At 35.4% G+C, this 23,202-nt stretch carries 18 protein-coding genes, 4 pseudogenes and 3 other annotated features; of the genes and pseudogenes, 5 read left to right on the plus strand and 17 right to left on the minus strand.

Going from position 1 to position 23,202, the window contains the following annotated elements; genetic code table 11:
* Positions 1 to 10: 10 nt before the first annotated feature.
* From CO726_RS18435 to ilvE, 3 genes are read right to left on the minus strand one after another with little or no spacing between them, the layout of a single operon-like run.
* The gene (locus CO726_RS18435) at positions 11 to 241 is read right to left on the minus strand and encodes an ACT domain-containing protein (RefSeq protein WP_000019912.1); all 231 of its coding nucleotides are present in this window, start codon (positions 239 to 241) and stop codon (positions 11 to 13) included.
* Entirely contained in the window at positions 238 to 1,950 is a 1,713-nt protein-coding gene (gene ilvB / locus CO726_RS18440; RefSeq protein ID WP_099685217.1) for an acetolactate synthase large subunit, read from the minus strand. The genes CO726_RS18435 and ilvB overlap by 4 nt, the downstream gene beginning before the upstream one ends.
* A 22-nt stretch (positions 1,951 to 1,972) precedes the next feature.
* Positions 1,973 to 2,872: a branched-chain-amino-acid transaminase gene (gene ilvE, locus CO726_RS18445; RefSeq protein ID WP_099685218.1), complete on the minus strand. Its 900-nt coding sequence runs from the start codon at positions 2,870 to 2,872 to the stop codon at positions 1,973 to 1,975.
* A 149-nt stretch (positions 2,873 to 3,021) separates the two neighbouring features.
* Positions 3,022 to 3,260: a binding site (T-box leader), on the minus strand.
* A gap of 67 nt (positions 3,261 to 3,327) precedes the next feature.
* Positions 3,328 to 3,573, minus strand: a binding site (T-box leader).
* 193 nt (positions 3,574 to 3,766) lie between these two features.
* Here ilvE and msrA point away from each other — a divergent pair.
* Positions 3,767 to 4,303: a peptide-methionine (S)-S-oxide reductase MsrA gene (gene msrA / locus CO726_RS18450; RefSeq protein WP_001291871.1), complete on the plus strand. Its 537-nt coding sequence runs from the start codon at positions 3,767 to 3,769 to the stop codon at positions 4,301 to 4,303.
* A gap of 162 nt (positions 4,304 to 4,465) precedes the next feature.
* Here msrA and CO726_RS18460 read toward each other — a convergent pair whose 3' ends face one another.
* From CO726_RS18460 to CO726_RS18485, 5 genes and pseudogenes are all read right to left on the minus strand, one after another.
* On the minus strand, positions 4,466 to 4,666 hold the full coding sequence (locus tag CO726_RS18460; protein WP_099685220.1) for a hypothetical protein: 201 nt from the start codon (positions 4,664 to 4,666) through the stop codon (positions 4,466 to 4,468).
* A gap of 279 nt (positions 4,667 to 4,945) precedes the next feature.
* Positions 4,946 to 5,113 (minus strand): annotated as a pseudogene (locus CO726_RS18465) (RCC1-like domain-containing protein); the annotation flags it as partial.
* Between the two features lie 126 nt (positions 5,114 to 5,239).
* Positions 5,240 to 5,881 (minus strand): FusB/FusC family EF-G-binding protein, encoded by a 642-nt coding sequence (locus tag CO726_RS18470; RefSeq protein ID WP_099685222.1) that lies wholly within the window; start codon positions 5,879 to 5,881, stop codon positions 5,240 to 5,242.
* Positions 5,882 to 5,991: 110 nt separating this feature from the next.
* A complete protein-coding gene (locus CO726_RS18480) occupies positions 5,992 to 6,678 on the minus strand; it encodes a DUF421 domain-containing protein (RefSeq protein ID WP_098761257.1) in 687 nt (228 codons plus the stop codon).
* A 155-nt stretch (positions 6,679 to 6,833) separates the two neighbouring features.
* Positions 6,834 to 7,097, minus strand: coding sequence for a CD3324 family protein (locus CO726_RS18485; protein ID WP_099685224.1), 264 nt, complete (start codon positions 7,095 to 7,097; stop codon positions 6,834 to 6,836).
* Between the two features lie 326 nt (positions 7,098 to 7,423).
* Here CO726_RS18485 and CO726_RS18490 point away from each other — a divergent pair.
* Positions 7,424 to 7,657, plus strand: a pseudogene (locus tag CO726_RS18490) (polysaccharide deacetylase family protein); the annotation flags it as partial.
* Here CO726_RS18490 and CO726_RS18495 read toward each other — a convergent pair.
* Positions 7,655 to 8,992 carry a sodium-dependent transporter gene (locus CO726_RS18495; protein ID WP_099685225.1) on the minus strand — a complete coding sequence of 446 codons (1,338 nt, stop codon included), beginning with the start codon at positions 8,990 to 8,992 and terminating at the stop codon, positions 7,655 to 7,657. The pseudogene CO726_RS18490 and the gene CO726_RS18495 sit on opposite strands and share 3 nt — an antisense overlap.
* A gap of 303 nt (positions 8,993 to 9,295) precedes the next feature.
* Positions 9,296 to 9,518: a binding site (T-box leader), on the minus strand.
* A gap of 219 nt (positions 9,519 to 9,737) precedes the next feature.
* Here CO726_RS18495 and CO726_RS18500 point away from each other — a divergent pair.
* The gene (locus CO726_RS18500) at positions 9,738 to 11,372 is read left to right on the plus strand and encodes a putative polysaccharide biosynthesis protein (RefSeq protein WP_099685226.1); all 1,635 of its coding nucleotides are present in this window, start codon (positions 9,738 to 9,740) and stop codon (positions 11,370 to 11,372) included.
* Between the two features lie 45 nt (positions 11,373 to 11,417).
* On the opposite strand, the gene CO726_RS18505 is transcribed toward CO726_RS18500, so the two are convergent.
* The 4 genes and pseudogenes from CO726_RS18505 to CO726_RS18520 form a co-directional block, all read right to left on the minus strand.
* Positions 11,418 to 12,242 carry a DUF4037 domain-containing protein gene (locus CO726_RS18505; RefSeq protein WP_099685227.1) on the minus strand — a complete coding sequence of 275 codons (825 nt, stop codon included), beginning with the start codon at positions 12,240 to 12,242 and terminating at the stop codon, positions 11,418 to 11,420.
* An 81-nt stretch (positions 12,243 to 12,323) separates the two neighbouring features.
* Positions 12,324 to 12,835: pseudogene (locus CO726_RS18510) on the minus strand (GNAT family N-acetyltransferase).
* A 78-nt stretch (positions 12,836 to 12,913) separates the two neighbouring features.
* Positions 12,914 to 13,831 carry a cysteine synthase A gene (cysK, locus tag CO726_RS18515; protein WP_099685228.1) on the minus strand — a complete coding sequence of 306 codons (918 nt, stop codon included), beginning with the start codon at positions 13,829 to 13,831 and terminating at the stop codon, positions 12,914 to 12,916.
* A 10-nt stretch (positions 13,832 to 13,841) separates the two neighbouring features.
* A complete protein-coding gene (locus CO726_RS18520; protein WP_099685229.1) occupies positions 13,842 to 15,053 on the minus strand; it encodes an MFS transporter in 1,212 nt (403 codons plus the stop codon).
* Between the two features lie 244 nt (positions 15,054 to 15,297).
* Between CO726_RS18520 and CO726_RS18525 the strand changes: the two genes are divergently transcribed.
* Complete coding sequence (locus tag CO726_RS18525; protein ID WP_099685230.1) at positions 15,298 to 16,938, plus strand: peptide ABC transporter substrate-binding protein; 1,641 nt, start codon at positions 15,298 to 15,300, stop codon at positions 16,936 to 16,938.
* 41 nt (positions 16,939 to 16,979) lie between these two features.
* Here the strand turns inward: CO726_RS18525 and hflX are convergent, their stop codons facing one another.
* Positions 16,980 to 18,239 carry a GTPase HflX gene (hflX, locus tag CO726_RS18530; RefSeq protein WP_099685231.1) on the minus strand — a complete coding sequence of 420 codons (1,260 nt, stop codon included), beginning with the start codon at positions 18,237 to 18,239 and terminating at the stop codon, positions 16,980 to 16,982.
* Between the two features lie 526 nt (positions 18,240 to 18,765).
* Between hflX and CO726_RS18535 the strand changes: the two are divergent.
* Positions 18,766 to 19,152 (plus strand): annotated as a pseudogene (locus tag CO726_RS18535) (3-oxoacyl-[acyl-carrier-protein] synthase III C-terminal domain-containing protein); the annotation flags it as partial.
* Between the two features lie 102 nt (positions 19,153 to 19,254).
* Here CO726_RS18535 and CO726_RS18540 read toward each other — a convergent pair.
* The 3 genes from CO726_RS18540 to CO726_RS18550 form a co-directional block, all read right to left on the minus strand.
* Entirely contained in the window at positions 19,255 to 20,523 is a 1,269-nt protein-coding gene (locus tag CO726_RS18540) for an MFS transporter (protein WP_099685232.1), read from the minus strand.
* Positions 20,524 to 20,727: 204 nt separating this feature from the next.
* Positions 20,728 to 22,476 (minus strand): MFS transporter, encoded by a 1,749-nt coding sequence (locus CO726_RS18545; protein ID WP_099685233.1) that lies wholly within the window; start codon positions 22,474 to 22,476, stop codon positions 20,728 to 20,730.
* A gap of 44 nt (positions 22,477 to 22,520) precedes the next feature.
* Positions 22,521 to 23,060 carry a PadR family transcriptional regulator gene (locus CO726_RS18550; protein WP_073517948.1) on the minus strand — a complete coding sequence of 180 codons (540 nt, stop codon included), beginning with the start codon at positions 23,058 to 23,060 and terminating at the stop codon, positions 22,521 to 22,523.
* Positions 23,061 to 23,202 lie beyond the last annotated feature (142 nt).

Here is a 23,202-nt window from a genome sequence, read left to right on the forward strand (position 1 = left end):
CATACACTCCTCATAATTTATTTACTTGCAAAACATCAATTAATTTTTTCAACTGACTAACAAGTAATGTCGCTTCATTTTCAGTACAAACTGCTGTGAGTTTCATTTCAGAAACACCATTAGTATCTCTTTCATTTAAATGTAAAGAAGAAATATAATAACCACGCCGAGCAAAAATTCCACTTATACGTAATAAGACGCTTGGCTCGTTATGAATAACGAGTGAAAAAGTATGACTCATTCTTCCCACCTCTTCATAATCATTTCGTTATTTCCTTTGTGTGGCGGAACCATCGGAAATACGTTTTCACCTTCTTCTACACAAAAATCAACTACGACAGGACCTTCATGAGCAAATGCTTCTAACATCACTTGTTTCGCCTCTGTTGAATTTGTCGCCCTTAATCCCTTCACTCCATAAGCTTCTGCCACTTTCACAAAATCTGGCGATCCAATTTTCGACTCTGATAAACGATTTTCATAAAACATTTCTTGCCATTGCCTTACCATCCCTAAAAATTTGTTATTTATAATAAATACTTTTACAGGGATGTTATTTTCAGCAATTGTTTGTAGTTCTTGAATGTTCATTTGAAAAGAAGCATCACCTGCAATACAAATAACAAGTTCTTCTTCTTTTGCAAGCTGAGCACCAACTGCCGCCGGGAAGCCAAATCCCATCGTTCCTAATCCACCAGATGTTAGAAAAGTCCGCGGGTTTTTCGCTTTATAAAAATGCGCAGCCCACATTTGATGCTGTCCTACTTCTGTCGTAACAATCGCTTCACCATTCGTTAATTCACTTACTAGGCTAATAACATGCTGTGGTTTTAACTCACTTTCTTTTTGATTGTAGGAAAGAGGGTATTCCGCTTTCCATTCCTCAATTTTCGTAAGCCATTCATCTGTTTGTGTACAAATCGGCATATGTAACAGCTTGTGTAACGCTTTTTTCACATCACCAACAACCGGATATTCCACAGTTACATTTTTATGAAATTCCGAAGAATCGATATCAATATGTACCTTTTTCGAATGCGGAGAAAAGAGTTCCAATTTTCCTGTTACACGATCATCAAAGCGAACACCTAAAGCGAGTAGTAGATCACATTCTGTTACTGCCATGTTTGCAGCATACGTTCCATGCATGCCGAGCATTCCTAAAAATAACGAATCTCCCGGCGGATACGCACCCAGCCCCATTAAAGTGGAAACGACAGGAATGCGATTCTCCCTCGCAAATTTGATGAGTTCATCAGATCCACCCGAATGAATGACACCTCCTCCAATATAAAGAAGTGGGCGTTTCGCTTTTGAAATTTCTTTAGCCACCTCTCTAACCTTCATACTGTCTGGCATAGGTTCTAGTTTGTATCCTGGAATCTCAATTACTTCATTATAAAAACTTGTTACATTTTCATTTTGAACATCTTTTGGAATATCAATTAATACTGGTCCCGGCCGCCCGCTTTCGGCGATATAAAAAGCTTCTTGTACAATGCGTGATAAATGATTCACCTCACGAACTTGGTAATTATGCTTCGTTACAGGTACTGTAATTCCAACAACATCCGCTTCTTGAAACCCGTCTTTTCCGATGAGTGGTGTTGCAACTTGCCCTGTAATGACAACTAAAGGAATCGAATCCATATAAGCATCCGCTAAGCCCGTAACTAAATTTGTCGCCCCTGGGCCAGAGGTAGCAAAGACTACCCCGACCTTTCCAGAAGCTCTCGCATATCCTTCTGCCGCATGAATAGCAGCTTGTTCATGACGAGTTAAAATGTGCTTTAATCCACTTTCATATAGCGCATCATATACTGGCAAAATCGCTCCGCCCGGATATCCGAAAACAGTCGTTACGCCTAATTTCTTTAAACATTGAATAACGTGTCCGGCACCTGTCACTTCTTCACACTGTAATTTCTCACGTGTTGTATGCTGCTTCATTTTAATTAACTCCTCTCCCTACCTACCGTAAGCTTTCCGCCAATCCTGGAACACGTACTCCTCTTTCTCTCGTTAACTTTTTAAATTCCTCTGTCAATTGTTTCGTTACACTTCCTGGTTTCCCATCTCCAATTTCTCTTGAATCAACTTTTACAACTGGAATTAATTCTGCTGCCGTTCCTGTTAAAAATACTTCATCTGCTACATATACATCATGGCGAGTAAATGGCCTTTCCTCACACGGAATATTAAGTCGCTCACATAGCTCGATAACACTATTTCTCGTAATACCTTCTAGCGCTCCTAAATAAGAAGGAGGTGTTAACACCTTTCCATCTTTTACAACAAAAACATTATCTCCAGAACCTTCACAAACATACCCTTGTTGATTTAGCATAAGGGCCTCTAGCACTCCTGCTTGTGCCGCTTCTATTTTTACAAGGACGTTATTTAAGTAGTTCATTGACTTAATGCGTGGATCTAATGCATCTGGCGTGTTACGTCTTGATGCAACAGATACAACGCTTAATCCATTATCGTAAAATTCCTGCGGGAATAACTTTAATTGTTCTGCAATGATAATAACGCTCGATTTCACACAACTTCTCGGATCAAGTCCTAAGTCACCTTTTCCTCTTGAAACAATTAAGCGAATGTAGGAATCAGCATACTCATTTTTTCGAAGTGTCTGTAAAACTGCTTCTTCCATTTCTTCAACCGTCAGCGGGATTGTAAGTAAAATAGATTTTGCCGATTCATATAATCGTTTTACATGTTCTTTTAAACAAAATACATTTCCACCGTAACTACGAATCCCTTCAAATACACCGTCTCCGTATAAAAAACCGTGATCATATACTGAAACAACTGCCTTTTCTTTTTCTACAAATTCCCCATTCATATAAATGTACTGATTTCCCATCTCACATCGCTCCTCTTTTTCTCTCTATTTTTGCAATCTATTTCTATATCGATTGCTGAGATGAGTATTTTAACAGAATATTCAGTATATAAATTTTTAAAATATACTCGTCTCAACAATCGATTACTTACATACTTGTAGCAATCCATTACTGAGACGAGGGAATCGCGGTACCACTCAGCTTCCTTATACTTCTCACGAAATATAAGCTCTGCAAGTCCAATTAGACTTTTGTTTTTCTATCGGAAACAACTCCGCTACTTTTTACTAGTTTCAAAAGTAGTACTCCAAGGTGATTTTCAAAGACTCGATTGTTACCACCCTCACAGCCTTGGGGCAGCTCTCTGAAACAATGCCTATCATTTACTCTCCTCTTCTACGCATTCTCTTATTCTATTTTTTAAAATAAAAACTCTCGCCTCAGCAATCAACTACTACAATTTAGTAGCTTTGATTGCTGAGGCGAGAGTTTCGCGGTACCACTCAGCTTCCTTATATTTCTCGCGAAATATAAGCTCTGTAGGTCCAATTAGACCCCCGTCCTTTTACCGGAGACGATGCCGCCGCCCTCTACTCAGTTTCCCTTTCGCAAGCGATGCTCTGAGGTGATTTTCAATGATTCGATTGTTACTACTCTCACAGCCTTGGAGCAGCTCTCTGAAACGATCATAATCATCTACTTTCCTCTTCTTTGCATATACAACATATAAAGTTCGAAAATTCTTAATTAACTTTCATTTGTTAAACGTATTATAGGACGTTGTTCTTTTCATTGTCAATATATTTTCAGAATTTATTTTTAATAATACATATATTTTCGAATCTTTTTTATTGCGCAATAAAACTTTTTGTATAATACTATATAAAACATATACATTTAGGAGGATTACAGTAATGTCTGAAAAAACATACGAACTCGCAACCTTCGCAGGCGGTTGCTTTTGGTGCATGGTAAAGCCATTTGATGAACTACCTGGAATTCATAAAGTACTTTCTGGCTATGCAGGTGGTCATGTAGAAAACCCAACATATGAACAAGTAAAAGCTGGAACATCAGGACATTTAGAAGTTGTACAAATCACATTCGACCCTTCTATTTTTCCATATGAAAAATTACTAGATTTATATTGGCCACAAATCGATCCAACTGATGATGGCGGACAATTTTTTGACCGTGGTCCATCTTATCGCACTGCTATTTTTTATCATACTGAAACGCAAAAAGAGCTTGCTGAAAAATCAAAACAAGCTCTTGCAGAAAGCGGTATGTTTAAAGAGCCAATCGTAACTGAAATTCGCCCGGCTGCACCTTTTTATGAAGCAGAGGAATACCATCAACATTTCTATAAAAAGAACCCAGAGAAATATGCTACTGAGCAAAAAGAATCTGGCCGTGAAGACTTTATAAAAGAAAATTGGCAAAAGAAATAATAAAAACGCATCGTGCTTTTTAGTACGATGCGTTTTTATTTTTGGTAAAAGTGCCATACAATGATGAGAACAACCGCTGTTAATACCCAAAGCGCTATTTCATTTTTCACTCTACTCTTTTTCTTAGTCATTTCATCTCCTCCTAGTAGCAATTAAACATAGTCAAGACTTCCGTTGTTTAATTGTCCACTTAATAAAAGTAAATAAATCCTTATATATTCTTAAAATAACGCCACCTATTATTCCGATTGCAATTGAAATTACTAACATCTGTCCAAAATTAAGAGAAGTTGTGTATGTTATATAGAGAACGATACACACAAGTGAAAGGTCCGGTAAAAAAAGTAAAAACCTTTTAAACATTTCTTCAGCTCTCCTATGCTTTATTTATCTCTTCTACTGTAGCTTTGAAATAAAGCTTGTTCAAAAATTCCATTCAGACACTCATTTTACGGAAAAAGAATAAGAATCCCTTTTTAAAAAGGAATTCTTATTCAACAGATGTAAGTTTGATTATTTTCTACACATCCTATTCCATAATTACTCCTAAAATAAAATATTATTACTAGTGATTTATTGTAAAGCAACCATTTTCATTCCACATCAACAAATCGTTATTAAAAACTAATTACCGGGCAATCGGATGTTGTGCCAACTACTTACATTGCATTGACCGTATGTATTATCACCTACTGCCACAACGGTGCCATCTGATTTAAGAGCTACGGTATGACCACGACCCGCCGCTATCGTATTTTTAGGCCACCGTTTCACTTTTAACACCGCTTCTTTCGGTGAAATGTAAGTCATGTTTTACCTCCTTGCATATAAGCAACTATATCTAAATAAATGTTTTTATCAAATTTCATTATGCAGCCCATTATTACTTTTTCAAAAAATAAAAACCTCCAGTTTAAGCACTAGAGGTCTTCCATTTTATTTCTTTAATCTCTCAATAAAATCCTGCAATTTATCAAGTGATTTCATATTCTGATTACAAGCTATACCGTCTTTACAAATATAGTTCCCTTTTTTAACGAAAGTACCTGGTACATCACCTTTAATTTCAACTAAAAACATCCCAACTTCTTCATGTCCATGACATAATGAACAAATACTTTTTTTATTTAAACTTTGGAACGTTCCTTGCAAACCAACAAACTTATTTTTATCATTTTTCGCTATAATAAATTTCCTGCTTGATCCTTTATCAATCCAGCTTAAATAGGATATTTCTTTCATGTCCATTTCTTCCATATCAGGCAGTTTTAATTTTTTCGCTTTAGGAAATAATTTTTTTAACGTTTGTGCTGTAACCTCCTGAAACGGAATGACATACGGATTTATTTTCATTAAGAACGATTCTGCGTCTTCTCTATTTTGAACTGTTAATACCGTATCGATTAACGCTTTCTGTTCATCCGTTAAATTCTCAAATACATGTATTATCTTTTCAATCGCTAGTGATTTTAACGCTTGAATTACACCTCTATCATTTGCCGTTGCGTGCCCATTTGCTAAAATATAAGCTTGTGATTTTATAAAATTATATTGATCACTTCTAATAAAAGCTTCCATCTTTATCACTCCATACAAATTGTTGATCTAGTCTTATTGTATACAATGATTCAGCTTTTTGATATGTAAAAGATAACTTAGAAAAGAATATTACATACATCGATTATATTCTATCGCTTCATTTCCTGACAAAAGAAACCATCATCTGTTTTCCATTCTGCATATAATACGTCTTCAAATTTAGTAATCCCTTTTTGCTTAATTTGCTTATACAACCACCCTTCATCAAAGCCCGCTTCCCTCAAATTATCCTTAACTACTTTTCCATCACTAATTAATGAAATTGGTAAGTATACAGGCTTATGTTTTAAACTTAAATCATTTATAGTAGGAGATTCGTATTTACTTTTTTTCAAAACGCTTATGTTCCCATTAGGTTCCAAAATCATATATTCAACTTCTCGGATTGAAAATATATCTTTTTGTTGCCTAAGCATTTGTTGTAATTGGTTAATGTCCAAATGATTTACACTTAATTGTTCACGATCAATCTTTCCATTACGGATAATAATAGAAGGATACCCTTCAAAAAACCTTCTTGTTCCTCTTATTTTTTGCGTTATCACTTCTATAGAATAAATTAAAATTACCCATACAAATACTGAATATAAAATAGACCACACTTTAATTTTAGGATCATATATTGAATTTCCAACAAGCTCACCAAGAACGATAGCAGAAATAAAATCAAATGGCGTGAGCTGAGATATTTGTGTTTTCCCTAATATTTTCGTAGCAATTAATAGAACAAAGAAACCAATTAAAAGCTCTATCGTTATTTGTCCAATATGATTCATAGATGCTCACCTTTCTGCCTTTCACTCAAATGCTATGTAGCCTATTTAGTAAAAAAACGGCACAATATTGCTATTATCATGCCCATTCATACCCAATAGATACAAAGCAAAAAGAGTCTAGTTCAATTGAATAATTGAACTAGACTCTTTTATTTTCATTTAGAGTACACAATCTTTTTAATCGTTTCTCCGGAAAGAAAATATTCTTCTGCAAGTTGATGAATGGAAATTCCGCTTTTAAACGCTTCTTTAATAGCTTTGTTTCTTTCATCTAATTGTTTTCTTCCTCCAGATCGTGTCCCCCATTTATAATGTTTCGTTTCTTGTTTTGGAATGTAAATTGTTTCACCTTGTATATACTTTTGAATTTCAGTAATTAAACTTTCTGGTAAAACTGCCGCAGCTTTTACGTATTTCATTTCTGCTCGCCCCTTATTTTTTATGGTTCATTTCAATAAGGTGCAAAGCCAAATATAAAAAATGATACGAGCTCATGTAGGCGATTGTATATTACTTGTCTACCTCACGCAAAGTATCGCCATTTCCATACTTGGCTTTGCATGAGACGTTGCAGTGTCTGGCAATTGAATTATAATCGCCATATAAACACCTCCTAATATACCTTTTGTATTTTATTATATGATAAATTCCTTCCCCTTGCATCCACATCCTTTTTAAAGTATGAAATTACTTAGTTTGATATAATACTTTTTAGTCTAATCAAAAAGTATAGTGAGGTTGCATTATGAAAAAGAAAATAATCATTATAATCGTTACATTATTCATTATTACTGTAGCGTTATTCGGAACGTATAAATTGATGAACGCAAGAAGCTTTCAATTATTTAGAGATTTAACAAATCGCGTAGAAACAAATGAAAAAGTGGTTGCTTTAACTTTTGATGACGGTCCCACGAACAATGTAAAACAAATATTACCACTACTAGATAAATACAATGCGAAAGCTACTTTCTTTTTAAATAATGCCAAGTACATTTAAGAATACGATAATAATCGCAATTGGTGCGATAAAGCGAAGTAAGAATAACCATAATACGAACAGTTTATAGCCTTTATTTTTACTTACACCAAACTCTTTCATTAATACATCTTTCTTCATTTTTAAAGGAACAAAGATGGAAACTAATAGAACACCAAGTGGCATTAGTACGTTACTAACTGCATAATCTGCTAAATCAAAGACTGTCTTTCCGAAAATCTTCAGATCACTTAATATACCAAATGATAATGCTGATGGCACTCCAACAACGAAGATTAATAATCCGACGATTAACGCCATTTTTTCACGTTTCCCTTTACCTTTTGCAGTTAAAGATGCAACACTAATTTCTAACATTGAAATCGCTGATGTAATTGTCGCAAAAAAGAATAGTAATAAGAAAACGATGAAGAATAATTTTCCGAATGCCATTTTACTGAAAATAGCTGGTAGTACGATAAATAATAGCCCTGGTCCTTGAGATGGTTCCATTCCAAATGCGAACACTACTGGGAAAATCGCTAGCCCTGCAAGTAATGTAATTACAAGCGTTAAAGCTACGATAGAAAATGCTGAACGCGGTAAACTTTCCTCTTTCGGTAAGTATGAACTATACGTTACCATTACTGCTACACCGACAGATAGTGAGAAGAACGATTGTCCCATTGCATATAATATGATTTCTGATGTTACATGTGAGAAATCAGGTTGTAAGAAGAAACGAACGCCTTCTCCAGCACCGTCTAATGTAAGTGCACGAACGATTAAAACAAAGAATAAAACAAATAATGCTGGCATGAAATATTTATTTACTTTTTCAACACCATTTTGTACACCTTTACTTACGATGAAAATAGTAATAAGGATGAATAATAACTGTGATCCAACTGCTAAATACGGATTGGAAATGATTTCACCAAACGTAGCTTCGTATGCCCCATTTCCTTCCCAGAGTCGACCTGTAATTGCATTCCATAAATATAATATAATCCATCCTCCTACAACGCTGTAGAAAGAAAGTAATATGAAACATGTTACAATCCCTAATTTCCCTAACCACGGCCATAATGTTTTTGGTGCGATTTCTCTATATGCATCAACGGCCTCTTTTTGTGTACTTCTTCCGATAACAAATTCAGCTAATAATAGCGGTAAACCAATTAATAATGTGAAACCGATGAAAATAAGAAAGAATGCACCGCCCCCTCCAATTCCGGCCATATATGGGAATTTCCAAATCGCCCCTAGACCAATTGCTGAACCTGCTGCGGCTAATACGAAACCTAATTTCGATGTCCATTGCTGTGAATTCATCTGTTAATCTCCTCTCTTTATCTTTTTCTGTTTTACAATTCAGTATTTATATTGTTCTATCCAAACTCTTTTCTAATACGCTCACGTCCTCCCTAATAATAAAAAAACGCCCCTACGCAAATACGTAGGGACGACAAAAATATCGCGGTACCACCCTAGTTATGAAGATACAACAAAGTTAGGACCTAAATAAAAAAACGCCCCTACGCAAATACGTAGGGACGATAAAATATCGCGGTACCACCCTAGTTATGAAGCCACAACAAAGTTAGGACCTAAATAAAAAACATCCCTACGTAAATACGTAGGGACGATAAATATCGCGGTACCACCCTAGTTGTGAAACAATCTTCACCACTTTATTTGATAACGGTATAAACTACCGTCTTTCATTTCCTCACAATGTGAGATTTATGAAAGATGCTCCAGGACGAACTTCATGAATAATCTATATGCTGATTCACACCAACCACCAGCTCTCTGAAATAGGGAGATATTCACTACTATACCCTTTCATTGCCCAAATATTATTTTCCGAATTGATTACTATCATTTTTATCACACATTAAAAATAGTGTCAACTTATATTTTGAATTTTTATGTATTACTTTTTAAAAAAAATTCGAAATATGACTTTTAAATGAATAGTATTAGAACATTTACGGTTTATACTGTATTAACTTCGTTAACCGGTTTATAGTAGTATACGATGAATGCAAGACAGCACGAGTAGGAGGAAAGAATTTTGTCTACTTCAAAAGTTTTAAAAGGTACTGCTTTATTAAGCGGTGCGACAATGATTTCACGTATATTAGGTTTTATATACTTCTTCCCTTTTCAACTATTAGTCGGAACACAAGGGGTCGCTTTATATGGATATGCATACTCTTGGTACGGTATTTTATTAAGCTTTTCAACTGCCGGTATTCCTATTGCCGTTTCCAAATTTGTTGCAAAACATAATGCACTTGGTGATTATAGTACAAGCAAAAAGTTATACAACTCTAGCGTAAAATTAATGTTGTTTATGGGCTTTTTAGGATTTTTAATTTTATTTATTGGAGCACCATACATATCACAATTTATTATTCGCTCGAAAACGCCAGATCCACAATTTATCGCCGATGTAACACTTACGATGCGAGCATTAAGTTTCGCGCTTATTATCGTACCAGCTATGAGCGTTACACGTGGTTATTTCCAAGGATTTCAACATATGAAACCAAGTGCTGTTTCTCAAGTGGTAGAACAAATTGCACGCGTTGTTTTCATTTTAGTTGGTAGTTTTATCGTCTCAAAACTATTAGGGGGTTCAGTAGCTTCCTCTGTTGCGGTTGCTACGTTTGGGGCTGTTATCGGAGCACTTGCCAGCGTCTCTATTTTAATGATGTACTGGAAAAAATATAATGGGTTAAAACCTCCCGAAGGCGAATTAAAGTCAAGAGCATCGAATATTCCATTAAAAAATATTTATATAGAATTACTTCGATATGCAATCCCAATTGTATTTGTTGGCATTGCAATTCCGCTCTATACGTTAGTAGATCAATATACTGTAGCTGATGTCCTTAGAGCGATGGGAGAACCTTTAGAAACAGCGAATGCAGTGTTCGCTTATATAACGAACTATGCACAAAAGTTAATTATGATTCCAGCTTCACTTGCAACTGGATTCTCCTTAACGATCATTCCTGCTATAACGAAATCTTATACAAGCGGGAAACTAGAAGAATTACAAGAACAAATTTCAAAGATATTTCAAGTATTGTTATTCTTCACCATCCCAGCTGCATTCGGTCTTGCTAGCATCGCTTACGATGCATTCCGCATGGTTTATGTAAATCCTGAAATTGCACTTGGTGGATCACAATATTTAATTTCATTTGCACCGTCTGCTATATTAAGTGCGATTTTCACAGTTTCAGCAGCTATATTACAAGGAATTGATTATCAAAAAAAAACGATGATTGCATTCTCAGCCGGGATTCTCGTTAAAGTTTTAGTAAATACACCGCTCTTACATTTATTTGGCGGGCACGGTGCTGTACTTGGAACAATTCTTGGATACCTCGTTTCCAATGTTATTATGTTGTACTGCATCATTAAGTTTGCGAAATTTAAAATTGGCGAGACTGCAAAAACAGTACTTCTTATTACGATTTACTCCGCAGCAATGTCTGCTGTTGTAATTGCTTTAAAGGCGATTTTAAAATGGGTTATTCCTGGACAATCTTATATGGAATCGCTTCTCATTGTTGTTATATGTGGCGCTGTAGGAGGAATTGTTTACCTTTTATTCGTCCTAACGAGCGGACTTGCTTCACATATTCTCGGTGATAGAATTCAACGATTACCCGTACTAGGTAAATTAATTAAATAAAAAGAAAGAAAGAAGGGATGTAACTCATTGTTACATCCCTTCTTTTTACTTCGCATATTGAATACGCTTTTGTTGTTCAGCAATATGTAATTCTGGAACATGGTGTTCTACTAAATGTAATAGTTCTTCGATTAACACTTCTAACTCCTGTACACTATACTCCGGTTTCCCTATTAATGTATTCGCCATACGCTCATATAAGTTTTCAGGCTTAATATTCATTCGTTCCACATTATGCGGCATCCATTTAAATGCAGGATGATGTACATACATTCGGTTTAGACCAAATAAGACCCCAAATATATTTCTTTGTACTTCACAAATAACATCATATAGCATAAGCCAATCTTTTCGTTTTAAAAGAGCCTCCCGATTATGCCAACGATTGCTTAACCAAAGGTTTTCTGAAATCATCCGTTTCGCTAGATCTTCTGGATATGCTACCACTTTATCTTTTAATTCATGTACTTTCTCTTCTCCATACAAACTAACACCGTCATGAACGGATGATACGATACATTGTTTTTCATAACTTATATCATATTGATCCACCACATCAGAAATAACTTTCTCTACTGTTTCTGTTAAAAAGTTACTAATCTCTAATTTAATTCCTTCTTTCGTCAAATACGTTTCCGACCATTCTTCGTCCTCGTAAGGATGATATGACAAAATTGTTCCACCAATATGGTTAATAGGCCCTTTTCGATCCTCATCCTCTAGTGGCGCTGACCATAAAATATGTAACTCAATATCTGAATGTTCATCTTCTAGCTTTCTAGCTACTGAGCCCGCTAAAATAATAGCCTCCACTTTAGGATTTTGCCTATAAATCTCCGACATTTCTATTGCTTTTTCTTTTAATCCCACTTCATTTCCCCCTAAAATTGCAGTACATCATTACTTTTTCATTTATCTATTTTGATATTACCTTTTCAAATTCCTGCTAAATCATATTTCTACCCAATAACGCTGAACAATTTCACCTGTATGAGAAGAAACCACTTCATCTTCTAACACACCGCCAACCTTTTGAATCGTTTTAGCCGATGCGATATTAACTTTATCACAAGTTATTAACACTTTCTGCGCCCTAACTTTTGCGCTTCATCTAATGCGAGTTTTAATTGTTTTGTCGCGTAACCTTGGCGACGCTTATTCGGATGGACACTATATCCAATATGACCACTTTCCCGCAATAATTCTTCGTTTAATCGATGTCTAATATTCACAAAACCTATAAGTTCCCCTTTTTCAAAACTTAAAAATTGGCTAGATGGTACTCGATTAGCTTGTAAGTTTTCTCCCACTTCTTGTATACTCACTTTTTCAAACCATTCATCGAGAGAATCAAAATTTTGTAAAGAACTACTACCGTGTGGTTGTTCATCCGTATGTAAAAATGCCTCCCGGTACTCCAAAATTTGTTCACTATATTCATTTGTTGGTTTTAATAGTTTCATTGTCATTCTCCCCTCTCTCCAACCTAAAACAAACACCTTAATCGTGACAATTTCACGATTAAGGTGTTTCTATCATTTTCATTCAAATAATCCCATACTTAAATAACGCTCACCTGTATCAGGTGCAATACATAAAACTTTTTTACCAGCGCCTAATCGTTTTGCAATCATAATCGCTGCATAAACAGAAGCTCCAGAAGACGGCCCTACTAATAAACCTTCTTGCCTAGCTAAGTTTCTCATTGTCGTTAAAGCCTCTTCGTCTGCAATTTGAATAATTTCGTTATACACTTCTGTATTTAAGTTTTTTGGAATAAATCCTGGACTTGTTCCTACTAGTTTATGAGGACCTGGAATACCACCTGATAAAACGGGAGATCCTTTCGGTTCTACTACTGCAATATATAAGTTTGGTAGTTTCTCTTTTAACGTTTCACCAGTCCCGGTAATAGTTCCGCCTGTTCCCGCCGTTGCTACGAATGCATCAAGCTCTCCATCCATTTGTTCATAAATTTCAAGCGCAGTCGTATAACGATGAATATTCGGGTTTGCTGGGTTTTCAAATTGTTGCGGAATAAAACTATTTGGAATTTGCTTTTGCAGTTCTAATGCCTTCGCAATCGCTCCTGGCATTCTTTGTTCTGCTGGTGTTAAAACTACTTCTGCTCCGTATGCTTTCAATAAATTTATACGCTCTTTTGACATATTATCTGGCATAATTAAAATCGCTTTATACCCTTTAGCAGCTGCATTCATCGCTAAGCCTATTCCTGTATTTCCACTTGTCGGTTCAATAATTGTATCTCCTGGTTTGATGAGACCATTCTCTTCTGCAACGTGCAGTAAATTATAGGCAGCACGGTCTTTCACACTGCGTGACGGATTAAACATTTCCAGTTTTACATACACATCTGCTGCGTCTTCTGGAATAAATTTAGATAATCGGACGACAGGTGTATCCCCTATTAATTCTGTTACGTTTTCACATAATTTCATAGCGCATCCCCTATTCTATCGTTTTCTTATCACTTGGTAATAACCAAGAAGTAAGTCCAATTAATGGTAGACAACTACATAGTAACATAATGAATTGTAGACTATATATATCAGCCAATTTCCCAAGGACTACAGATCCTAAAGCTCCGAGTCCAAACGCAAGCCCTACAATTAATCCAGATACCATTCCTACTTTTCCAGGAACAAGCTCTTGCGCATAAACAACAATTACACTAAAACTACTTGAACTAATAAAACCGATACATAAAAATAACGGTACAACCCACACGAGCGACACGTGAGGTAGCAAAAGTGCAAGTGGTGCCGAACCTAGCATCGAAAATACAATAATTGTTTTCTTTCCAAATCGATCTGCTAGTGGACCACCAAAGAAAGTTCCTAATACACCAGCAATCATAAATGCGAATACGAAATACTGGGCATTTTTTATAGATAAACCGTAATGCTCAATTAAGTAAAATTGATAGAAATTCCCGATACCAGCACCGTACCAAGATCGTACAAAAGTAAGGAAAACAAGAAGTATAATAACAAATTTAATATGTGTACTGACAATCGCATTTTCTGCCTCAAGCGCAGCCCTCTTTTTTCTTCTCACAGCGCCAGTTGCTAATTCATTCCTATACCAATTTGATACGAAAATTAATAACACAATTCCTACCGCTGCAAATGCGGTAAAACCTAAAGAACCAATTTGGCCGAGCGGAACGAAAATTAACGCTGTAAAAATAGGAGCTAAGGAGTTCCCTGTATTTCCTCCTACTTGATAAATCGCTTGCGCTAAACCTCGCTTTGCACCGGACGCCATATAAGCAACACGGGCACCTTCTGGATGAAAGACTGCGGAGCCTAAGCCGATAAATAAAACAGAAATGATAACAATAATAAAGTTCGGTGCAAACGCGAGTCCAATCATCCCAAGCATACTCGAAAACATACCGAGCGGTAATAAAAATGGTGACGGTTTCTTATCCGAATACATACCAAAAACCGGTTGCATAATCGATGATGTCATATTTAACGCAAACGCAATCCACCCTACTTGCATATAGGATAAATTCATCGTTTTTTCCAAAATAGGAAACAACGCGGGCACAACTGCTTGCATCGAATCATTTAAAAAATGACCGAAACTAATCGCAAATAGTATTCGATATATCGTCGGTGTTTCTACTGTGTTTTTTTGCGAAACTGCCTGCATATATGTATTTCTCCTTCCTGTACAAAATATATATTTATTACAGTTAGTGTAATAAAGTAAAACTTCAACCCTAATAAATTCTGACTTTTGAAACATTTCTATTCTATACTGGTTTCATTTCTTTTTCCAGAAATATCACTTCTTACATAATATATTTTTTCTATATGTTTTATCGGGTTTATTTATAGAAATTTTCTATATTTTCTTTTATACTAGGACAGAGATGAAGGAAAGGATGACAACTATGAAGAAAAAAACAAAAGGAATCGTTGCACTCTCAATCACATTATCTATGTTTTTAACAGCCTGTGGTCAAAAGCAAGAGTCAACAACTACCGAAGAAAAGAAAAAAGAATCTTCAAAACAAGTATTAAACATTGTAGAAGCTGGGGAAATTTCTACACTTGATTCATCTATCGCAACCGATGGGTTTTCTTACGCTGCTTTAAACAACGTAATGGAAGGATTATATATGCCTGGTCCTGATAACAAGCCTGTTCCTGCGGCAGCTGAATCATACAAACTGAGCGAAGACGGAAAAACATATACATTTACATTACACGATTCAAAATGGTCAAATGGTGATCCAGTTACCGCCCATGATTTTGAATATGCATGGAAACGTGCCGTTAATCCAGAAACTGCTTCTGAATACGCACATATTATGTTCGATATTAAAAACGCTGAAAAAATAAATAAAAAAGAATTACCAATTGATTCATTTGGTGTAAAGGCGATTGATAATAAAACCCTTGAAGTACAGTTAGAACACCCTGTTCCATACTTTTTAGGTTTAATGGGATTTGCAACATTTTATCCTCAAAACCAAAAGGTTGTAGAAACACAAGGGAAAAATTACGGACTTGAAGCTGCAAATGTAGTTTATAATGGGCCGTTCCAATTAAGTGAATGGAAACATGATACAAGTTACAAAATGAAGAAAAACCCGAACTACTGGGATAATAAAAATGTGAAATTAAATGAAATTAATGTAAATATCGTAAAAGATACTTCAACAGCTGTTAATTTATTTGAAAGTAAACAAGTAGACCGTATTACGATAAATTCAGAGTTTGTTGATAAATATCAAAAAGATCCGAGCTTAAAAAAAATGGAACGTCCTTCTGTGACGTTTTTCCGATTTAGTCAAAAGAATCCTTTATTAGCAAACAAAAATGCTCGTAAAGCTATTTCGATTGCTTTTGATAAACAAGGAATCGCAACAACGATTTTAAATAATGGTTCTATACCTGCGAATGCATTCGTTCCGAAAGGATTCGTAAAAGGACCTGACAATAAAGATTTTCGCAGTACAAGTAATGTAAAAGTAGAAACAAATGTGAAAGAAGCTAAAACACTATGGGAAACTGCGAAAAAAGAAACAAACTTACAAAATGCTTCTCTTTCAATTATAACAACTGATGAATCTAACGATAAAAAAATTAGTGAGTTTTTAAAAGGTGAACTGGAGAAAAATTTACCTGGATTAAAAATCACATTACAACCACTTCCAGTAAAAGCATTTTTAGATCGTGAAGGAAGTGGCGATTTTGAAATTTCACTTTCCACATGGGGACCAGATTATCCTGATCCCACAACATTCTTAAATATGTTCGTCACAGACGGACCGTTTAATAAAATGAATTATTCTAACAAACAATACGACGAATTAATCGAGAAAACGAGCTCTACTTTAGTAACTGACTTACCAGCACGTTGGAAAGCGTTCCAAGATGCCGAGAAAATCTTACTTGAAGATGATGCAGCTATCGCTCCAATCTTCCAATCAGGACTTGTATATTTAGAACGTCCAACAGTAAAAGATGTTGTTGTTCGTCCATTTGCAGGAATTTATTCTTATAAGTGGGCCTCTATTACAGAATAAGAAAAAGGCGATCCTAAAACATATTAGGATCGCCTTTTTTATTAAATTGCAAAACGCTTATATTTTTCGTAATCGCTCGTCTTACATTCTACTTCTAGTTTCGTACCTTCGTTTTCATAACTCGTAGATAAAACGTGCGCATGATTATTGAAATAAGAAACTACCTGTCCTTGATCATATGGAATTAACATTTCACACTTCGTATACTCTTTATAGATGTGTGAGCGAATCATTTCGACAAGCTCTTCTATTCCAATATGTTTCTTCGCTGATAAATAAACGCGATTTTCTTGTACTTTCGGAATTTCAACTTCTACCATATCTGATTTATTATAAGCATAAATGATTGGGATATTTTCCACCCCAATTTTCTTTAACGTTTCATTTGTAATATCAATTAACTGTTCATAATTTGGATTTGCGTAATCTACAACGTGAATAAGTAAATCTGCTTCCGCTACTTCTTCTAACGTTGAACGGAACGCTTTCACAAGATGATGTGGTAATTTACTTACAAATCCAACAGTATCCGTTAATAAAAATGATTTATTATCTGGCAAATCAATATTTCGAACCGATGTTTCTAGCGTCGCAAATAACATATCTTTTTCAAATACTTGTTTTTCTTCTGTACCATTGTAAATTTCAAGCATTGCATTCATCGTCGTTGACTTTCCTGCGTTCGTATAACCTACTAGTGCAACAACAGGAATTTCATTTTTCTTACGTTGCTTTCGCTGCGTTTGGCGCTGCGCAACAAGTGCTTCTAGGTCTTTATTTAAAACTGAAATCTGCTCTTCAATTTTACGACGATCTAACTCTAATTTCTTCTCACCGACACCTTTATTTTTCGTACCAACGCCGCCACTCTGTCTTCCTAACGATTCACGAAGACCGATTAAACGAGGCATCATATACTGAAGATGGGCTACTTCTACTTGCAACTGTGCTTCTTTCGTTTTCGCACGTTGCGCAAAAATATCTAAAATTAATATCGTACGATCAATTACTTTACAATCTAAATCCGCTTCTAAATTTCGAATTTGTGAAGGAGATAATTCGTCATTAAAGATTACCATATTCGCATCTACTTCATTTACATAAGCTGCTACTTCTTCAATCTTTCCTTTTCCAATATAATGTGACGGATTTACTCGTTGTAAATTTTGCGTCACTTGCCCAATTACCTCTACATCACAAGCTTCTGCAAGATTCGTTAACTCTTCCATTGAATATGCAAAATCATCTTCGTTACCTAAATTTACTCCAACTAAAACTGCTCTTTGTAATAATTCTTCCATATATTTATTCCTCCATTTCGATTACGTAAAATAAAAAACACAGGTCGCTGCCTGTGTTTTCGTAAACGGATAAGGGTTCACCAAAGAAATAGAAGAAAGCTGTGCTTTCATCCTATCTCATAGTCAAAAAGTCCCAAGATCGTATACGTATCCACAATAAGTGTTCACCTATACGATCCCATTCTATTTATAAAGGCAAAACAAAAAGAGGGCGTATTCGTCCCTCCCTCTTTTTCACATATAAGCTTAATAAAGGGTTCCTTTAAAATAGGCAGACCAATCCCGTTCACTCTGCACACAGACAGAGCCTTTGAGCGCTATTCAATTATTGGCACAAAGTGTTGAGACGTAATCTGATTAAGATCAAAGGAAGCCCCTCCGTTCATTTTAAGTTACATAAAGTGTAGCATAAGTAATTCGCTTTCACAAGATTAAACCACCTATAGAAACAGAAAGAAATTCTTTATATATTTACTTTAATCGCTATTTTTTGCGAGTTCTTCTCACGATAAAAACCACAATAGCTACTATGAATGGCACACCACTGCAAACAAATGAAAAAATCGTTCAAAATGGGAGAGAGGTATATAAATGGGCAACACGTACAGTACCAGCAGGTATAAAAGAACTATTACATACCGCAAATATGCAAATAGATGATATAGACTGGTTCATTCCTCATAGTGCTAACTTACGAATGATCGAATCTATTTGTGAAAAATCTCAAATTCCAATACAAAAAACATTAACGAGCGTGGAATATATGGGGAATACATCTGCCGTCTCTATTCCACTTACTCTAGACTGAGCTAGAAAAGCAGAAAAATTAAATAATGGAGACACACTTTTACTGTATGGGTTTGGTGGTGGTCTTACTCATTTAAGGCTTATTGTGGAGTGGGAATTAAACTAACATTACGGTAAATGAAATCATATGAACGATTACTTAACTACAAAAAAGCTGCATTCAAAGATTGATTACCTCCCTTTGAACGCAGCTTCTTTTATCTTAATTTCATTTACCTGTCCGAGACCATATAACAACAGGAATCAGCATGAAAGCTAACACCCCTCCAGCTAATGACAATGCCGCATAACTCGAATTCGCCACTACCATTCCTGACATCGCTCCACCTGAAGCTCCAGCTAACGCAATAAACACATCTATCTTCCCTTGTGTTTTTGCACGTGTGGAAGGTATAGTTGCATCAACAATTTGAGCCGTTCCACTTATTAAACCGAGGTTCCATCCTAATCCAAGTAAAGATAAAGCAACAATTAATAGTATTAAAGAATCACTCGGCGCTATTGCAGCTATGACACCTGCTGCTAGTAAAATTACTCCGCCAGCTATACTCATCGTAGTTCTTCCAATTTTATCAATTAACATTCCTGTAACGAGAGATGGAAGATACATTGCACCTACATGAAAACCAATCACAAGTCCTACTGCACTTAATCCATGACCGTGATGCCCCATATGAACTGGCGTCATCGTCATAATCGCAACCATCACGATTTGTGTAAGTATCATTACAATAGCTCCAACAGTAATACCTCGTTTATTTTCTGTCGCTTCTTCTGTTACTGCTTGCCCTTTATATGTATGCTCTTGTTTATATGTTTCTATCATATTAGCAATAAGTAACGGATCTGGACGAAGCATAACAAATAAGACAATACCCGCAAGTATAAATGCTGCTGCCGATAATATGAACGGACCAGCAAGTTCAGGAATTCCAATTGAATGAGCAAACCTTCCCATTACACCTACTAAATTTGGACCTGCGACTGCACCAAAAGTCGTCATTACCATCGTAATACTAATAGCAGTTGCTCTTTGCTTCTTATTCGCTAAATCCGTTCCAGCATAACGCGCTTGTAAATTCGTAGCTGTGCCCGCGCCATATATAAGTAAAGAAACTAGTAAAAGAATAATACTATTTGTTAAAGCTGCCACCACAACTCCAATAGCCCCTAGTCCACCTACTATAAAACCTCCTGCAAGCCCTATGCGGCGACCATATTTTTGCGACAACTTCCCAACAAAGAAAGCCGCTACCGCAGATCCCATTGTAAACATAGCAGCCGGCAATCCTGCATATGCATCTGTTCCAAGCATTTGCTGCGCAAGAAGTGCCCCTACTGTAATTCCAGCAGCTAACCCTGCCCCGCCGAACATTTGTGAAATGCTTACGATTATCAATGTTCGTTTGTATAATTTTTTTTGTTGTTCTTCTGTATATATACGATTACTTTTTAAAGCCCCCGCCCCATCTAACAATTCCTCATCCTCCCTTTGAAATGAAATCCCCTTGTTAATGTACTATGTTTCACATTACATATTCAATGGCATTTCCATTCATATCTTTCATTCTAAAAAACTTTCTAACAATACTCGTCTTCTCCCATGCTATATTAAAAATACTACTATTCACAATATGCAGGGGGAAAACAATAAAAAAACAGGCTGCTATTAGCCTATTTTTTACACTTCCTCTACTACTCTTTCCCTTCTCTTTTTACTCAACGTCTTTCCTTCCAAAAACAACAAACTTACTACAGCACAAATTAATATAATCGGCACACTTGCTTTATATAAATCTGTAAAACTCATAGCCATTTGATTTTGAGCATAGTGATTCACATCATTCGAAAATGCGAGTACCTCTTTCTTTATACTTTCCTCTTGTTTTTCAACTTCTTTTGTCACTTGATTCATAACTTCTTCTCTTTTTATATCTCTATATTCTACTGGAATTTCTCTTAATACTTCATCCACTTTTTGGTGAATTAATGCATCTTTTTTTTCTTTATTTAACTCTACAAATGTTTCATTTTTATGTTTTTCTACATTTGTTTCTATACTTTTATTCTCTATTTTTCCTTTTGTTATTTGTAATATCTCCGCTTGCTGGGCACCACTCACATGAATATTACGCACTTTTCCTTCTGCATAACGATATACATTCTCTTTATTTACAGCTAAATTGTGCGTTAAGTTAGATACAAATATTGCAACTGCTAATACAATTCCTACTTGCCGTAACATCGAGACAACACTTTGAGAAGCAGTTAATAATTCCCCTTCAAATGAAGAAGCACTTAAAACCGTAATTGGTCCTACTACTAAACCATACCCAACACCTAATATCATACATGGGATAATAATTTCTATATTTGTTGAATTAACATCAATCATTTGCAACCAATAATAGGATAGACCCATAACAAGAAATCCTGACAAAATAATAGTTACTTTGCCAAGCTTTTTAATTAATGTTGCTGCAACTGGTGAGACAAAAAATATCATTGCTGAAATAGGTGTCACTAAAAAAGCTGCTTCAATTTCTGTTCGACCTTGTATTTTCGTCAAAAACGTTGGAAGTAATACAGTTACTCCAATTAAAAATAAATTACTTAATATTACAACGATAGATGCTCCAACAAACATTCGATCTTTAAATAAATTTAAATTCACCATCGGATTATGAATCTTTCGTTCCACTAGAACAAATAGAATAAGAGAAATAGTGCTAATTGCATAACAAGACAAAGCTATATTACTTTGCCATCCCCATGTATTTCCTTTTACTAATATGAGAGTAAAAGAAAAAATTGCTGTGCTACTTAATAGTAGTCCTACCCAATCTATTTTTGAGATAATACGTTCTTCATTTTTTATTTGTAGCATAATACAGCATAATATGATTCCAAGAATACAAATTGGAACATTAACGAAGAACACCCATCTCCAACCTAAATTTTGCGTAATAATTCCGCCTATTACCGGTCCTATCGCAGCTGACAATCCCTGTGTTACTCCTAAAATCGCAAGTGCAACATGCCTCTTAGCTAATGGCATAGCTGATACACCAATTACCATACTTGTTGGAAATAAAATTGCCGCCCCAATACTTTGTATAAAACGAGAAAAAATGAGAAAATCTCCTGTATTAGCAAAAGCACAAAATACTGATCCACCACCAAAAATCACCAGACCCCAAATATACATCTTTGCTTTTCCAAAAATATCAGCTATCCGTCCTAACGGAATGGCAAGTACTGCAATCGTCATCGTATATACATTTAATACCCAAGACATCTTTTCTAATGAAGTATTTACACTCGATTGTATTGCCGGTAAAGCTATATTCATAATTGTCGTATCAATCATACAAAGAAAGATGCCTAGACACATTAAAAAGACAATCTTAATACCCTTTGATTGCTCCATGTTCATCTCCCCCTTTATTTATTTATTTATTATGAACGGGTTTTTCATTCTTCCATTTTATTGTGTTCTTTTGCTTCTAGTTGCTCTAGTTTTCTTTTCAACGTCTCTACTTGAGCACTATACGATGCGATTCCTACATCGAGTGAAATTTCCTCAACAAAAGTAATACCTTCTCTCCACTTTTCATATTTCAAACGAAGATCCGCAATGTATACCTCTTTCCTTTCAATTTCGTCCTCAATCCATTTTTTTATCGCCTTGTCATCGCTATAATTACCAAAATACATCCTCATTAAAAAATCTGAACGTAAAACATCTTTCTCTACATCCGTTTGCATGTATTGATAAAACTCTTCACGCCCTTCATCTGTAATAAAGTACATTTTCTTATTCGGTTTCCCTTCTTGCATAATAACCTCTTTCTTTATCTTCCCCTCTTTTTCCAACTGTCGTAACGTTGGATAAATCATTCCAAAACTCCCATCAAAAAAATGAGTAAATACGTCTTCGAACACAATTTTAATATCATAACCAGACAATTCTTTTTCCATCAATAAACCTAAAACAACATCTCTTCCCTTCAAAATAAGACCCCCACATAGTATATAATCAATAATCATATTAACAATGTTAATATGATTATTGATTATATACTTTATTCCGTTAATTGTAAAATGTTTCTAAATAAAAAACACCCTGTAATTTTGTTGTTCAAAATTACAGGGT

The organism is Bacillus fungorum, from assembly GCF_002746455.1.
Taxonomy (GTDB): Bacteria; Bacillota; Bacilli; order Bacillales; family Bacillaceae_G; genus Bacillus_A; species Bacillus_A fungorum.